At 39.2% G+C, this 15,849-nt stretch carries 12 protein-coding genes and 1 tRNA gene; 9 read left to right on the plus strand and 4 right to left on the minus strand.

Going from position 1 to position 15,849, the window contains the following annotated elements:
• The first annotated feature begins 627 nt into the window (after positions 1 to 627).
• The 9 genes from FCI53_RS09955 (at position 628) to eno (ending at position 9,898) form a co-directional block, all read left to right on the plus strand.
• Positions 628 to 700 (plus strand) — tRNA-Arg (locus FCI53_RS09955).
• A gap of 586 nt (positions 701 to 1,286) precedes the next feature.
• Complete coding sequence (locus FCI53_RS09960; protein WP_138418374.1) at positions 1,287 to 2,252, plus strand: L-lactate dehydrogenase; 966 nt, start codon at positions 1,287 to 1,289, stop codon at positions 2,250 to 2,252.
• A gap of 162 nt (positions 2,253 to 2,414) precedes the next feature.
• On the plus strand, positions 2,415 to 2,651 hold the full coding sequence (locus FCI53_RS09965; RefSeq protein ID WP_138418376.1) for a glutaredoxin family protein: 237 nt from the start codon (positions 2,415 to 2,417) through the stop codon (positions 2,649 to 2,651).
• A gap of 182 nt (positions 2,652 to 2,833) precedes the next feature.
• Complete coding sequence (locus tag FCI53_RS09970; RefSeq protein WP_138418378.1) at positions 2,834 to 3,862, plus strand: sugar-binding transcriptional regulator; 1,029 nt, start codon at positions 2,834 to 2,836, stop codon at positions 3,860 to 3,862.
• Positions 3,863 to 3,895: 33 nt separating this feature from the next.
• Positions 3,896 to 4,903 (plus strand): type I glyceraldehyde-3-phosphate dehydrogenase, encoded by a 1,008-nt coding sequence (gene gap / locus FCI53_RS09975; protein WP_138418380.1) that lies wholly within the window; start codon positions 3,896 to 3,898, stop codon positions 4,901 to 4,903.
• Between the two features lie 154 nt (positions 4,904 to 5,057).
• Positions 5,058 to 6,239: a phosphoglycerate kinase gene (locus FCI53_RS09980; RefSeq protein WP_138418381.1), complete on the plus strand. Its 1,182-nt coding sequence runs from the start codon at positions 5,058 to 5,060 to the stop codon at positions 6,237 to 6,239.
• 18 nt (positions 6,240 to 6,257) lie between these two features.
• Positions 6,258 to 7,016: a triose-phosphate isomerase gene (gene tpiA, locus FCI53_RS09985; protein WP_138418383.1), complete on the plus strand. Its 759-nt coding sequence runs from the start codon at positions 6,258 to 6,260 to the stop codon at positions 7,014 to 7,016.
• Positions 7,013 to 8,551 (plus strand): 2,3-bisphosphoglycerate-independent phosphoglycerate mutase, encoded by a 1,539-nt coding sequence (gene gpmI, locus FCI53_RS09990; RefSeq protein WP_138418385.1) that lies wholly within the window; start codon positions 7,013 to 7,015, stop codon positions 8,549 to 8,551. The genes tpiA and gpmI overlap by 4 nt, the downstream gene beginning before the upstream one ends.
• A gap of 60 nt (positions 8,552 to 8,611) precedes the next feature.
• A complete protein-coding gene (eno, locus tag FCI53_RS09995; RefSeq protein WP_138418386.1) occupies positions 8,612 to 9,898 on the plus strand; it encodes a phosphopyruvate hydratase in 1,287 nt (428 codons plus the stop codon).
• A 1,620-nt stretch (positions 9,899 to 11,518) separates the two neighbouring features.
• On the opposite strand, the gene FCI53_RS10000 is transcribed toward eno, so the two are convergent.
• The 4 genes from FCI53_RS10000 to FCI53_RS10015 all read right to left on the minus strand — a co-directional run bounded on the left by FCI53_RS10000 (position 11,519) and on the right by FCI53_RS10015 (position 15,849).
• Positions 11,519 to 11,785 (minus strand): hypothetical protein, encoded by a 267-nt coding sequence (locus FCI53_RS10000; RefSeq protein ID WP_138418388.1) that lies wholly within the window; start codon positions 11,783 to 11,785, stop codon positions 11,519 to 11,521.
• A 126-nt stretch (positions 11,786 to 11,911) separates the two neighbouring features.
• Positions 11,912 to 13,624: a phosphoenolpyruvate--protein phosphotransferase gene (gene ptsP, locus FCI53_RS10005; RefSeq protein ID WP_138418390.1), complete on the minus strand. Its 1,713-nt coding sequence runs from the start codon at positions 13,622 to 13,624 to the stop codon at positions 11,912 to 11,914.
• Between the two features lie 6 nt (positions 13,625 to 13,630).
• On the minus strand, positions 13,631 to 13,900 hold the full coding sequence (locus FCI53_RS10010; RefSeq protein WP_138418392.1) for a phosphocarrier protein HPr: 270 nt from the start codon (positions 13,898 to 13,900) through the stop codon (positions 13,631 to 13,633).
• Positions 13,901 to 13,959: 59 nt separating this feature from the next.
• Positions 13,960 to 15,849: a PTS fructose transporter subunit IIABC gene (locus tag FCI53_RS10015; RefSeq protein ID WP_138418395.1), complete on the minus strand. Its 1,890-nt coding sequence runs from the start codon at positions 15,847 to 15,849 to the stop codon at positions 13,960 to 13,962.

The following is a 15,849-nucleotide window of genomic DNA, read 5'->3' on the forward strand; positions in this document are numbered from 1 at the left end:
ATAAAATGAGTGTTGTACGAACGCTTCGGCAGAATACTACGCTTTCCGCGGGCACGGCCTCAGCCTCCTCGCGAAGCTCACGCTGCGGGGTCTTCAGACTCGTGCTTTTCCCGCAGGAGTCTCCGTATTCTGCCTACGCTAGAATATGTTATCTTACTAGTGGTAGAGATACACTTTAATTTAATTTAGTTAGATTATTTTTCTAGAATACGTCCAATTAAATATTAAAATGTCAATAATATAAAATTATCTAGAAAACATTAGAACACATGAATGAGCGAAAGAAATACACGGAGACTCCTGCGGGGGAAAGGCCTAGGTGAGACCCCGCAGCGAGGTACGAGCGAGGAGGCTCATCAGCCGCCCGTGGAAAGCGTAGTGTATTTCTGCAGCGGTATTTTTAGCACTCATTTTTATATAGCTTTGTCAGGGAGCATAAAGTTACGTCGGTGTGGATGTACCAAGTAGCAACAACATCAATATTAAAAAAACAGCCATTAATCATCACCATTGGCTTTGTTTAAGTATATTATAGTAAAGACAGAATTATAAGTAGTAATTTAGAGATTGAAAAATAATTGTTCATCCGTTATAATATTCCTTGTGCAATTTTATTAGTAAAAATATGCGCCCGTAGCTCAGGGGATAGAGCAATGGTTTCCGGTACCATGAGTCGGGGGTTCGAATCCCTCCGGGCGCGTTTGAAGTAAAAAAGGCTAACCAATTGGGGTGTTTCCCAATGGTTAGCTTTTTTTGTGCATCGAGAATTTAGGGAATTGAAGGATTTTCACGGACGATTGGCGCTTTCTAAAATGACAACTCACCTAAAGAGAGAAGCGGACATTTATTCCCTTATTTTAGATAAATCACCCAGTTTTTCTTTAATTTTGCTCAATTAGCGGAACAGATGTCCGAGCAAAGCGCATAAATCGACCATTCGTTTTTTTGGTAGAACAAATATCCGCACGAAACCATAGAGCGGACACTTGTTCCAGCTTCCGCTCAAAAAAGAGAATTGTTTTAAATAAAATAAAAATGGACAATCTAAGCTTATCCCGCATGTAATCGCCAGTAAGAGCCCGCTACAATTTACGAGGTAAAACAAAAGAAGAATAGAGTGGCGGATTGCCAGTAAATGTCCGATTCTGTTTAATGTACAAACAGTGGGAGATGAAAGAAAACTTCCCACTGATTTTATTTAGTTCGACAATTTTAAAACTAAACAGACTATATGATATAGTTACATATAAACAGCATCGTAAAAAAACATTAAAAAGGGGTAGAGTATGGTTAATTTTTCCAAAACTAGAAAAGTTGTTGTCATTGGTACAGGGTTTGTTGGCTCAAGTTATGCCTTTGCATTATTAAATCAAGGTATAACGAATGAACTTGTATTAATTGATCTTAATAGGGATAAAGCAGAAGGGGAGGCACGTGATCTGAATCATGGTATGCCATTTGGTTCGCCAATGAAAATACGAGCAGGTGATTATGAAGAATGCCGTGATGCCGATTTAGTCGTAATTACTGCTGGTGCCAACCAAGCACCTGGCGAATCCCGATTAGATCTAGTAAACAAAAACGCTAAGATCTTTAAAGGGATTGTTAACAATATCATGGAAGTAGGGTTTAATGGGATCTTTGTCGTTGCTACCAACCCAGTTGATATATTATCTCATGTAACTTTAGAAGTTTCTGGTTTGCCAAAGGAGAGAGTAATTGGTTCGGGAACGATTTTAGATACTGCGCGTTTTCGTTATCTGCTTAGTGAGTACTTTCAAGTGGATTCCCGCAATGTCCATGGTTATATTATGGGGGAACATGGAGATTCAGAGCTACCAGTTTGGAGTCATGTTCAAATCGGTGGTGTTCCTTTAGATCGTTATACTAATTTAATGGATGAAACGATTAATAAAGATATGACAAATCTTTTTGAAAATGTACGAGATGCCGCTTATCACATTATTGAACAAAAAGGGGCAACCTATTACGGAATTGGCATGGGGCTGGCTCGACTAACAAGAGCGATTCTGCACAATGAAAACTCGATTGTTACCATCTCCACGTTAGTACAAGGTGAATATGGGCTGGATGATGTATACATAGGTGTGCCAACAATTGTAAATGAGTATGGTGTACGTCAAATTGTGGAGCTTCAGCTAACCAATACCGAGCAACAACAATTGCGAGAGTCGGCAGCATTATTAAAAGAAATGACAGGCAAAGCGCTTGAAGCGATAAAAGAAGAATAGTATAAAGTTGTTATGTGAGTGTATGGGAGTGAATATGGCATTCGTTAGTATGAAAGGACTTAGGTTCACGCCGCAGAATAAAAATGTCTTTCAACTCCCAACTCTCACCTATACTATGATGTCCTAATAGAATAGATCATGTCTGTAGAGGAGACGATAGGGATGAAGCAAGTGATCTTATATACAAAGCCAAATTGCCCGTTATGTGAAGATGCGAAACAATTGTTAATGATTATTCAACAGCATGCTTCCTTTGAATTACAAGAGGTGGACATATATCAAGATGACGCATTACTAGAGAAGTATCAGTTAATGATTCCAGTCGTACATATGGGCGGAAAGGATATTGACTATGGACAGATTGACCTGGATAAAATTTGGCATGTGATTGCTGACTAGTGAATTGTGTCAACTTTTTACAAATAACGACATTATTCCCATAAACAAAGAAAAATATGTTGTGGTAAAATCCCCCATCTGATACAATATTACTTGTAAGAGGTTTTTTTTGTTGCTTGTGGGACATAATACGACTGGCAGGGACGATATTAACCCGGTAGATTTTTAAAAGGAGTTAATGTATGAGATCACTCATTGATTTACAAAAGAAATTATTCCCTGATCTGCTCGATGTCATGCAGCGAAGGTACAAAATCTTACACTACATACAGCTAATGGGACCGATTGGTCGTAGAAGCCTATCAGAGAACATAGCAATGGCTGAGCGACTTGTTCGCAGTGAAATTGATTTTTTAAATCAACACGGTTTTATTGCTGTAACGTCAAAAGGAATGCATCTAACCAATGCGGGACAAACTATTTTACATGAGTTAGCAGCATTTATGAAAGATGTCTCACGATTTAATGTGCTAGAACAACATCTTAAGGAAAAATTACAACTTGACCATGTAATTGTGATCTCAGGTAATAGTGATGAACAAGATTGGGTAAAACAAGAGTTAGGGGAAGCTTGTGTGAATTATTTAAGCTTCATCCTACAATCAAACCAAACCATTGCTGTTACTGGTGGAACATCGATTGCTGCTGTTGCAAATGAAATGGCACCTTTTCCAAATGCAAAAAATTGTATATTTGTTCCAGCTAGAGGTGGATTAGGCGAACAAGTTGAAAATCAAGCCAATACCATTTGTGCTCAAATGGCAAAAAAAGCTAATGGCAAATATCGTTTACTCTATGTACCTGATCCATTAAGTGAAGAAACGTATCATTCCATTATTGGCGAACCATCTGTACGAGAAGTATTAGAACTAATACGTGATGCAGATGTTGTTATTCATGGCATTGGTGATGCAATTACGATGGCAAATCGTCGAAAAACCTCGGAAAATGTTTTAGATAAGCTAATTAGAGGAAAAGCAGTCAGTGAAGCATTTGGTTATTATCTTGATGATGCTGGTGAAGTCGTTCATAAAGTGCGAACAGTTGGCATGCAATTAGAAGATTTGAATGACACGGATTATGTGATTTCGATTGCTGGTGGGAAGTCAAAAGCAAAAGCAATCATGTCTTATTTTAAACAAGGAAAAAGTAACGTGCTAATTACTGATGAAGGTGCCGCAAATGAGTTATTAAGGGAATTTTCCCTTTAAATAAATTTTTTGATAACACAAGGAGGAAGTAACATGACAGTAAAAGTTGGTATTAATGGTTTTGGTCGTATCGGCCGTAACGTATTCCGTCAAGCATTGAAAAATGATGAGGTAGAAGTAGTAGCAGTAAATGATTTAACTGATGCTGATATGCTAGCTCATTTATTACAATATGACTCTGTGCATGGGAAACTTGAAGAAGAAGTAACTGTTAACGGTTCTAACCTAGTGGTAGGTGGAAAAGAAGTTAAAGTACTATCTGAAAGAGATCCAGCTAACCTTGGTTGGGGAGATCTTGGTGTTGAAGTTGTAATTGAATCAACTGGTCGTTTCACACAACGTGACGATGCAAGTAAACACCTTGATGCTGGTGCGAAGAAAGTTGTTATTTCAGCACCTGCGAAAGACGAAGATATTACTGTTGTTATGGGTGTTAACGAAGATAAATATGATGCAGCAAGCCACCATGTTATCTCAAATGCATCTTGTACAACAAACTGCTTAGCACCATTTGCTAAAGTGCTTAACGATAAATTCGGACTTAAGCGCGGTATGATGACAACTGTTCACTCTTATACAAACGACCAACAAATCCTTGATTTACCACACAAAGATTACCGTCGTGCGCGTGCAGCAGCTGAAAACATCATTCCAACAACTACTGGTGCTGCAAAAGCGGTTGCTTTAGTACTTCCAGAACTAGAAGGTAAACTAAATGGTATGGCAATGCGTGTACCAACTCCAGACGGCTCTTTAGTTGACCTTGTAGCAGAACTAGACAAAGATGTTACTGCTGAAGAAGTAAATGCTGCATTTAAAGAAGAAGCAGAAGGAAACCTTAAAGGTGTTCTTGGATACTCTGATGAACCATTAGTATCTGCTGACTATGTTGGTGACCCACATTCTTCTACAATTGATGCTCAGTCTACACTTGTAATGGAAGGAAACATGGTGAAAGTTGTTTCTTGGTACGATAACGAAATGGGTTATTCTACTCGTTGTGTAGATTTAGCTGTATACCTTAAAAAACAAGGACTATAAGTTTGAATAGAAATAAATATTAGAAGCAATTCTAATTAGGGAGGGGGTTTATCCTCCTCCCATTTTGAATTATAACAATTCGTTCCTTTTTACCATTGTATTGACTCTACTAAGAAGATATACATAGCAAGTAAAATTTGAGGAGGGTATCGACGTGAACAAGAAAACAATCCATGATATAGATGTAAAGGGTAAGAAAGTTTTTTGTCGTGTTGACTTTAACGTACCTATGAAAGACGGAGAAGTAACCGATGATACAAGAATTAAAGCAGCACTACCTACGATTCAACACTTAGTAGAGCAAGGTGCTCGTGTTATTCTTGCTAGTCACCTAGGTAGACCTAAAGGCGAAGCAGTTGATGAATTACGTCTAGATCCAGTAGCAAAACGACTAAGTGATTTACTTGGCCAAGAAGTGACCAAAACAGATGAAGTGTATGGTGCTGAAGTAGATCAAGCTGTTAATGAATTAGACAATGGCGATGTTCTACTAATTGAAAACGTTCGTTTCGAAGCTGGGGAAGAGAAAAATGATCCAGAATTAGCGAAACAATTTGCTAACCTAGCTGATTTCTATGTAAACGATGCATTTGGTGCTGCACACCGTGCGCATGCTTCCACAGCAGGTATTGCGGAACATTTACCATCTGCAGCAGGTTTCTTAATGCAAAAAGAACTAGACGTACTAGGAAAAGCATTATCCGATCCTGACCGTCCATTCACTGCGATTATTGGTGGAGCTAAAGTTAAGGATAAAATCGGTGTGATTGATAATCTATTAGACAAAGTAGATAATTTGATCATCGGTGGTGGTCTAGCTTACACATTCATTAAAGCTCAAGGCTATGAAATCGGTAAGTCTCTACTTGAAGAAGATAAAATCGAGTTAGCTAAAGAATTCATGCAAAAAGCAAAAGATAAAGGCGTGAACATGCTATTGCCAATGGATGTTATTGTTGCCGACGATTTTTCAAATGATGCTAATACACAAGAAGTAGCCATTGACAGTATTCCAGCAGATCTTGAAGCACTTGATATTGGACCAAAAACACGTGAAAAGTATGCTGAAATTGTTGCAGATTCAAAACTTATCATTTGGAATGGACCAATGGGTGTATTTGAACTAGAAGTATTCGCAAATGGAACGAAAGCAGTAGCAGATGCGCTTTCTAAAACAGACGGTTATACTGTAATCGGTGGTGGAGATTCTGCTGCAGCTGTTGAGAAGTTTGATTATGCGGATCAAATGGATCATATTTCTACTGGTGGAGGAGCTTCCTTAGAATTTATGGAAGGCAAAGTACTACCAGGCGTTCATGCATTAAGTGATAAATAATAAAGGAGTTGTTAGCATATGCGTAAAAAAGTCATCGCAGGTAACTGGAAAATGAACAAAGTACGTGCAGAAGCTGAACAATTTATCAATGATACAAAAACGAATGTACCAGCAAGTGACCAAGTAGAATCAGTTGTTTGTGCACCATTTCCATACTTAGCTTCTCTAGTTGAGAAGGCAGCAGGAACGGATGTAGAAATCGCGGCACAAAACATGCACTTTGAAGATAACGGTGCGTTCACTGGCGAAGTTAGCCCAGTCATGTTAAAAGACATTGGTGTAACCTACGTTGTTCTAGGACACTCTGAGCGTCGTGAATATTTTGCTGAAACAGATGAAACTGTGAACAAAAAGACTCATGCTGCATTTAACCATGGTATTACACCAATCGTTTGTGTTGGGGAAACATTAGAACAACGTGAAGCGAACGAAACCATGACACTTGTAGAAAGCCAAGTAAAAAAGGCGTTAGAAGGCTTAACAGAAGACCAAGTAAAACAAACAATTATTGCATACGAACCAATTTGGGCAATTGGAACAGGCAAAACAGCTACATCTGAACAAGCAAATGAAGTCTGTACACATATCCGTGGCGTTGTAGAAAAAGCTGTTTCTGCTGATGCTGCTCAAGCTGTACGTATCCAATATGGTGGTAGTGTGAAACCAGCAAACGTTGATGAGTTACTATCCCAGTCGGACATTGATGGTGCACTAGTTGGTGGCGCAAGTCTTGAAGCTGATTCCTTCTTGAAGTTAGTGGAGGCTGGTGCAAAATGAGTCAGGATAAACTAGCTGCACTCATTATCCTAGATGGATATGCTTGTCGCGATGAAGAAATGGGGAACGCTGTAAAGCAAGCCAATACCCCAAACTTTGACCGTTATTGGAACCAATTCCCACACAATCAGTTACAGGCTAGTGGGGAAGCGGTTGGTCTTCCAGATGGACAAATGGGTAACTCTGAGGTTGGTCACTTAAATATTGGGGCAGGCCGAGTTGTTTATCAAAGTTTAACAAGAGTAAATCTCTCTATTCGCGAAGGCGATTTTTTCGATAATGAAGTGTTAGTCAATGCAGTTAAACATGCAAAAGACAACAACAAAGCATTACATGTGTTTGGTTTATTATCTGATGGCGGTGTTCACAGTCATATTGAACACTTATATGCGGTATTGAAATTAGCTGCAAATCACGACTTGAAAAAAGTTTACGTACATGGCTTTCTTGATGGTCGTGATGTTGGTCAAAAATCAGCTAAGAAATATATTGAAGCTGTCCAAGGTGTGATGAAAGAATATGGTGTTGGAGAAATAGCAACACTTTCTGGACGTTACTACTCAATGGACCGTGACAAGCGTTGGGACCGTGTGAAAAAGGCATATGACGCCATGGTTTATGGAGAAGGAGAAAAATATACAGATCCAATCGAAGTTGTGAATGACTCTTATGCAAACGAAATCTATGATGAATTCGTATTGCCATCTGTCATCACAGATGAAAATGGACAACCTAAAGCAACGATTGAAGATGAGGACTCTGTTATTTTCTATAACTTCCGACCAGACCGTGCGATCCAAATTTCACGCACCTTTGCGAATGATGATTTCCGTGATTTTGATCGTGGCGAAAAAGCACCGAAGAACATTCACTTTGTCGGATTAACAAACTTTAGCGAAACAGTAGATGGTTTTGTTGCTTATGAACCAGTTAACTTAGATAATACAGTCGGTGAAGTATTATCTCAAAATAACCTAAACCAGCTACGAATTGCTGAAACAGAAAAATATCCACACGTCACCTTCTTTATGAGTGGTGGTCGTGAACAAGAATTCCCTGGTGAGAAACGTATTTTAATTGATTCACCAAAAGTTGCAACGTATGACCTTCAACCTGAAATGAGTGCTTATGAAGTAACGGACGCGTTACTAAAAGAACTTGATGAAGGCAATCAAAATGCGATTTTGCTTAACTTTGCAAATCCAGATATGGTTGGGCATTCCGGAATGCTTGAACCAACGATTAAAGCAATTGAAACAGTAGACGAGTGTCTAGGTAAAATTATAGATAAAATCCATGAAAAAGGCGGCCACGCGATTATTACTGCTGATCACGGTAATTCGGATGAAGTGGTATCGCTTGATGGTAAACCAATGACTGCACATACAACAAATCCTGTACCAGTCATTGTGACAAAAGAAGGTGTTCAACTACGTGATGGCGGAATCCTAGGTGACCTATCCCCAACATTGTTGGACCTATTAGATGTAGAAGTACCTAAAGAAATGACTGGAACTTCTTTAATTAAAAAATAAATAGTTTTTTGCTGATAAGCAAAACTAAAAACGAATGAAGATAAAAAGGAGAGAATATAAATGCCATACATTACAGATGTTTATGCTAGAGAAGTATTAGATTCCCGTGGTAATCCAACAGTTGAAGTTGAAATTTTTACTGAGTCAGGAGCTTTCGGTTCTGCACTTGTACCAAGTGGTGCCTCAACAGGTGAACACGAAGCAGTTGAATTACGTGATGGTGACAAAGAACGCTACCTTGGAAAAGGTGTTCTTAAAGCTGTAGAAAACGTTAATGAAATCATTGCACCAGAACTATTAGGAATGGATGCAACTCGTCAAGTAGTGATTGACCAACTACTAATCGAACTTGATGGTACAGAAAACAAAGGAAAACTAGGTGCAAATGCTATCCTTGGTGTATCCATGGCTGTTGCTCGCGCTGCTGCTGATTACCTTGGTCTACCATTATACAGTTACTTAGGTGGTTTCAACGCGAAGACTCTTCCAACACCAATGATGAACATCCTTAATGGTGGAGAGCACGCTGACAACAACGTTGATATTCAAGAATTCATGATTATGCCTGTAGGTGCTCCAACATTCCGTGAAGCACTACGTATGGGTGCAGAAGTACTTCACAACCTGAAAAAAGTACTTAGCTCAAAAGGCTACAACACAGGTGTTGGTGATGAAGGTGGTTTCGCTCCAAACCTTAAATCAAACGAAGAAGCACTTTCTACAATCATTGAAGCAATTGAAGCTGCTGGTTACAAGCCAGGAGAAGAAGTTCAACTTGCAATGGACGTAGCATCTTCTGAGTTCTATGAAGATGGAAAATATAACCTAAAAGGTGAAGGTGTTGTTCGTACTTCTGAAGAAATGGTTTCATGGTACGAAGAAATGATTAACAAGTACCCAATCGTATCCATTGAAGATGGTCTTGATGAAAACGACTGGGATGGTCACAAAATGCTTACAGAACGTATCGGTGACCGTGTACAACTAGTTGGTGACGACCTATTCGTTACAAACACAGTACGCTTGAAGCAAGGTATTGAAAATGGTGTAGGAAACTCTATCCTAATTAAAGTAAACCAAATCGGTACACTTACAGAAACATTTGATGCAATTGAAATGGCTAAGCAAGCTGGTTACACTGCAGTAATCTCTCACCGTTCTGGTGAAACAGAAGATGCAACAATCTCTGATATTTCTGTTGCAACTAACGCTGGTCAAATCAAAACAGGTGCACCAACACGTACAGACCGTGTTGCAAAATACAACCAACTTCTTCGCATTGAAGATGAACTAGTTGGAACTGGTCAATACCTTGGCCTAAATGCATTCTATAACTTGAACAAGTAATAGGATGATCATGAAAAAACAGCTATTAGAGGTGTGAAACCTCTAATAGCTGTTTTTTTTAGGCTAATTTCTAAAAGATTGTTGTTTTGTCAAAATAACTATAAACTCCGGCGTAACACAAAGATAATTACTCCTATTCACCGAAAATCTAAGCTAGATGTGTACAATTAACTAGTGTCCCCCTATATATATTCGAGGCAAAATTTCTTCCGAATGTGCACGTTTATTTTGTCTTCATCTATATTTAAGGTGATATCCCTCCCTAATGTGCACGTTTATTGAGTTTTCGTGTATATTAGGATCTATATTTAAGCTAGATGCGCACGTTTCTTGGGTTTTCGTGCACATTAGGATCTATTTTTAATCTAGATGCGCACGTTTCTTGGGTTTTCGTGCACATTAGGATCTATTTTTAATCTAGATGTACACGTTTATTGAGTTTTCGTGTATATTAGAATCTATTTTTAAGCTAGATGTGCATGTTTATTGAGTTTTCGTGCACATTAGGATCTATATTTTAGCTAGATGTGCACGTTTCTTGAGTTTTCGTGCACATTAGGATCTATATTTAAGCTAGATGTGCATGTTTATTGAGTTTTCGTGTACATTAGGATCTATTTTTAAGCTAGATGTACATGTTTCTTGAGTTTTCGTGCACATTAGGATCTATTTTTAAGCTAAATGTGCACGTTTCTTGAGTTTTCGTGTATATTAGAATCTATTTTTAATCTAGATGTGCACGTTTCTTGAGTTTTCGTGCACATTAGGATCTATATTTAAGCTAGATGTGCACGTTTCTTGAGTTTTCGTGTATATTAGAATCTATTTTTAAGCTAGATGTGCACGTTTATTGAGTTTTCGTGCACATTAGGATCTATTTTTAAGCTAGATGTACACGTTTATTGAGTTTTCATCTTGTTCTACGTCGAAGTTTCGATCAACTACGAAACAAAAAGCAACAAACTTTACTAAAAGAGCTTTTTTATTATGAACGGGGAACGATAATCAGCCGGGATAGTGTCTCTCACGACAGTTCCGCGCCCCAAAGTAAGCTGAAACAGTCGAGAGAAGGTCAGTCACGACAGTTCCGCGCCCCGAAGTATGGTGAAACTGCCGAGAGAAGGTCAGTCACGACAGTTCCGCGCCCCGAAGTATGGTGAAACAGTCGAGAGAAGGTCAGTCACGACAGTTCCGCGCCTCAAACTCAGCTGAAACTGTCGAGAAAGTGCCCTCTCACGTTTAGATTCAAATAAAACCAGCGCGGCGAATCAGCCGAGATAAGACCTCTATCGGTATCTTTTATCCCGGTGCAACCGTCCGTGTGACTCCCACTTCAAAACATGAAATGAAACGGAAATGTTTAAGTGGGAGTAACCTTTCGCTTTCGCCCCGAATGGTTCAAGGGCCTGCGGGTCTCTCCTTGTGGTACTAACACTTAGTGGGGGAAGAGCAGAAAACTCACTAAGTGAAGTTTCACTTTATAAAACAAGGTATACCATTCAGTTGTCCCCAAAATCATTAATCCACGCAAAAAACCCGAACTAAAACGACCGTTCGGGTTTCTTCTATGACTCAGCGTATTGTTAAAAGGGGGGAGCAGAAAACATCCCCCAATCTTCATTATGACTTTAGTTGCTGAAAAGCTTGTTTCTGATACTCAAGTTCACGCTGTGCCAAATCTATTGCACCTTGGTTATCAGTTGTATGTGCAGCTTGAGATAAAGACCGCTCAGCACGTTCTAGAGCATTTTCGATATTTTGTATGACTTCTTGATTTGGATTGCTCTGTGCTTGGTTAATGGCATTTTGAAGATGCTTAATTGATTGTTGTGCTTGTGTTACCTGTGTTTGGTCATGGTAACTTGATAGGTTATTCCCTTTTTCCACAAGATCCCTCCTAGACAAAGACTTACACTATTAATTTGCTTTAAAAGGCTGTAAATATACAAAAAGGGATAGACCTATTTCATCAGGTCTATCCCTTAGAGGATATTCGTATTTTTACAAATCGTATTATTGATTTGTCTTTTCGCGAATAAACTGTTCCACTTCATCAGCTGTATCCATGGATAACAGTTGTTCTTTAAATGAAGCCATATCCTGTTTAGACAGGTCTTTTATTTGTGTACGTGCTGGTAAAATGGAAGTAGCACTCATACTAAACTCGTCAAGTCCAAGTCCAAGTAGGATTGGAATCGCAATGGAGTCGCCGGCCATTTCTCCACACATACCAGCCCATTTTCCTTCTGCATGTGCAGCTTCAATTACGTTGTTGACAAGGTTTAAAATGGCTGGGTGGTACGGTTGATATAAGTATGAAACACGTTCATTCATACGGTCTGCAGCCATTGTGTACTGGATTAGGTCATTGGTTCCGATACTGAAGAAATCAACTTCCTTAGCGAATTGACGAGCAATAACCGCTGTAGAAGGAATTTCTACCATGATTCCAACTTCAATGTTATCGGAAACGTCAACACCTTCGCTTGTAAGGTTATCTTTTTCTTCAAGTAACAATGCTTTAGCTTGACGGAACTCATCTAACGTTGCAATCATTGGGAACATGATTTTTAAGTTTCCATAGACACTTGCACGTAGTAATGCACGTAATTGTACACGGAAAATATCATCACGCTCTAGGCATAAACGAATCGCACGGAATCCTAAGAATGGATTCATCTCGTCTGGTAAATCAAGGTAATTTAACTCCTTGTCACCACCGATATCGAGTGTGCGCACAACAACGGGTTTGTCGCCCATTTGTTCTAACACGGATTTGTAAGCTTCGAACTGTTCATCTTCAGATGGTAGTTCAGTTTTACCCATGTATAAGAACTCGGTACGATAAAGGCCAACACCTTCACCACCATTGTTTACCACACCTGCAACATCATCAGGAGTTCCGATGTTTGCCACTAACTCAACGTGTTGGTCGTCTGCAGAAACGGTTGGTTCATCTTTTAACTGTGCCCAAACTTCTTTTTGTTTTTCAAAATCAGCTTGTTTTTGTTTGTAAGTCTCTACTTGATCATCGCTAGGATTTACGATCACTTCGCCGTCAATCCCGTCCACAATGATTAGATCATCTTTCTTCGCATCTTCCACAATTGTTTTGGTCCCAACAACTGCTGGGATTTCTAAAGATCTTGCCATAATTGCGGAGTGTGATGTACGTCCACCGATATTGGTGGTAAACCCTTTAACGAATTGTTTGTTTAATTGTGCTGTATCAGAAGGTGTAAGATCCTCCGCCACGACAACAACTTCTTCGTTAATTAAAGCAGGGTTAGGGAAATCAACATTAAGTAAATGTGCCATAACACGCTTGGTAACGTCTTGTATGTCTGCAGCACGCTCACGCATGTATTCATTATCCATTGCTTTAAACATATCGATGAACATGTTTGTAGTCTCTTCTAAAGCAGCTTCTGCATTTATATTATTGTTTTTAATGTTGTCTTGAATTGGGTTAATCAATTCAGGATCACCTAAAATTAACAAGTGCGCAGAAAAGATTTCTGCATGCTCATCACCAAGTGACTTTCGTGCATGCTCTTTAATTTGTTCTAGCTCTTTTTTAGAAATTTCAAGAGCTTTATTTAGACGTTCTACTTCAGCTTCTGTGTTTTCCACTTTCTTTTTGTCAAAAGAAAGGTCGGGAGTTGCCAATTTGTATACTTTGGCAATGGCAATCCCGCTTGATGCTGCAATTCCTTTAATACTCATGTGAAATTACTCTCCTAGTCCTTCTGATTTAATAACATCAACTAGTGCGTCAAGAGCTTCTTGTTCATCGTCACCCTCTGCTTTAATCGTAATCTCAGCGTCCTTAGGGATACCTAGTGACATCACACCCATGATTGATTTAAGGTTTACAGATTTGCCATTATAGTCAACTGTAATATCTGAAGAAAAGCTACCCGCTTTGTTTACTAATACTGTTGCTGGACGTGCGTGTACCCCTGTTTCGTCTGTAATTGTTACTGTTTTTTCTACTGCCATAATAAAAAACCTCCTAAAAATTATATCGAATTTTGTAGAATAAAACTCTATTTCCTATTTTACCCTTTTTCTAGGTCCTTTTTCAAGAATCCTAACAGAATTGCACTAATAATTGATCCAATTAGTATTGCTACTAGATATAATAGTGGATTTCCATCAACTAAACCTGCAACAACGACACCACCATGAGGGGCTCTAAGTCCAATGTCAAACAACATCGTTAATCCACCTGCGATTGCAGAACCAACCACAATGGAAGGTATGACACGTCCAGGATCAGCCGCAGCAAATGGAATCGCCCCTTCCGTGATAAAGAAAGCTCCTAATGCATAATTGGATTTACCTGCATCACGTTCTTGTTTCGTGAATTTATTCTTAAAGAATGTTGTAGCAAAAGCTGTTGCTAGCGGTGGAACCATACCACCTGCCATAATGGCAGCAATAAAACTAAAGTTATCTGCATCCAACATAGCAATACCAAACGTATAGGCTGCTTTATTGATTGGGCCTCCCATATCAATTGCCATCATTCCACCAAGAATTAATCCTAATAGAAGTAAGTTTGCATCACCCAAACCTTCTAACCAATTGGATAAACCGGTGTAAAGAGTTGTAAGCGGTGGGTTAATAAGTAACATGATTAACCCGGTGATCCCAATACTAAAGACAGGATATAGCAAAACTGTTTTTAATCCATCAAACATGGCCGGTAGTACTTCTAATGCCTTCTTAACGAGTAGTGTGATATAACCAGCTAAGAAACCAGCGATTAGACCACCTAAAAAGCCTGAACCACCATCAGCACCTGCTACACCTGAAGTGATTGCAATTAAACCGGCAGTCATACCTGGTGCAAAACCTGGACGATCGGCAATACTAGATGCAATGAAACCTGCAAGGACTGGAACCATTAAGAAGAATGCATTGCCACCACCTATGGTATTAAGCATTTCGGCGAATCGATTATATTGTTCACTATCCGGATCCGCCGAATTAATCCCAAATAAGAAGGAAATAGCAATTAAAATCCCGCCACCAACAACAAATGGTAGCATGTTGGATACACCATTCATCAGGTGTTTATAGAAACCTGTACGTTCTTCTTTATCATTTGCTTCCTGATCAGAAGAATCATCACCTTGGAAAACAGGTGCATCTTTTTTGATCGCTCGCTCAATTAAGTTTTTCGGCTCATGGATACCTTTGGCAACAGGCACTTGAATCACGTGTTTGCCTTTGAAACGGTCTGTTTCAATTTTGGTGTCTGCTGCAATAATAATCGCATCAGCCTTTTCGATCTCTTCAGGGGTTAAACGGTTTTTGACACCACCAGAGCCATTTGTTTCAACTTTTATGTTGACACCCATTTCTCTAGCAGTTTCTTTCAATTTATCCGCAGCCATGTAGGTGTGGGCAATCCCTGTTGGACAACCTGTTACAGCTAAAAGGTTGCTTGTATCTGCTATTGTGTCTTCTTCTTCAGGTTCTGATTCTTCTTTTTCCTTTTGGTTAATAATGGAAATGACTTCATCTTCATTTGTTGCATTTTCGATTTTGTCTCGGAAGTTACTATCCATTAAAAAGCCAGAGAGACGTGATAAGGCATCAAGGTGTGTTTGATTCGCGCCTTCAGGTGCAGCAATCATAAAAAATAGATGTGATGGCTGTCCGTCCAATGCTTCGTAGTCAACCCCCTCTGTTGAACGACCAAAAACAATGGAAGGTTGTTTGACTGCTTCTGATTTAGCGTGAGGTATGGCGATCCCATCCCCAATTCCTGTTGTACTTTGAGATTCACGGTTCAATATTCCTTGCTTAAATGCTTCTTTATCATTTAAGCGACCAGCATCAGCTAATTTATCAACTAATTCATCAATTACAGAAGATTTAGTAGTAGCCTTAAGCTGCAAAATAATGGTGTCTTTCTTTAATAGTTCTGTGATGTTCAT

Source organism: Aquibacillus sediminis, assembly GCF_005870085.1.
In the GTDB taxonomy this organism is placed as follows: Bacteria; Bacillota; Bacilli; order Bacillales; family Amphibacillaceae; genus Aquibacillus_E; species Aquibacillus_E sediminis.

What these genes read in the sequence shown, in the direction of transcription:
- FCI53_RS10010 (WP_138418392.1), bottom strand. Translation starts at nt 13,900, where the DNA reads ATGGCAGTAGAAAAAACAGTAACAATTACAGACGAAACAGGGGTACAC.
- FCI53_RS09965 (WP_138418376.1), top strand. Translation starts at nt 2,415, where the DNA reads ATGAAGCAAGTGATCTTATATACAAAGCCAAATTGCCCGTTATGTGAA.
- tpiA (WP_138418383.1), top strand. Translation starts at nt 6,258, where the DNA reads ATGCGTAAAAAAGTCATCGCAGGTAACTGGAAAATGAACAAAGTACGT.
- eno (WP_138418386.1), top strand. Translation starts at nt 8,612, where the DNA reads ATGCCATACATTACAGATGTTTATGCTAGAGAAGTATTAGATTCCCGT.
- FCI53_RS09960 (WP_138418374.1), top strand. Translation starts at nt 1,287, where the DNA reads ATGGTTAATTTTTCCAAAACTAGAAAAGTTGTTGTCATTGGTACAGGG.
- FCI53_RS10015 (WP_138418395.1), bottom strand. Translation starts at nt 15,849, where the DNA reads ATGAACATCACAGAACTATTAAAGAAAGACACCATTATTTTGCAGCTT.
- gpmI (WP_138418385.1), top strand. Translation starts at nt 7,013, where the DNA reads ATGAGTCAGGATAAACTAGCTGCACTCATTATCCTAGATGGATATGCT.
- FCI53_RS09970 (WP_138418378.1), top strand. Translation starts at nt 2,834, where the DNA reads ATGAGATCACTCATTGATTTACAAAAGAAATTATTCCCTGATCTGCTC.
- ptsP (WP_138418390.1), bottom strand. Translation starts at nt 13,624, where the DNA reads ATGAGTATTAAAGGAATTGCAGCATCAAGCGGGATTGCCATTGCCAAA.
- gap (WP_138418380.1), top strand. Translation starts at nt 3,896, where the DNA reads ATGACAGTAAAAGTTGGTATTAATGGTTTTGGTCGTATCGGCCGTAAC.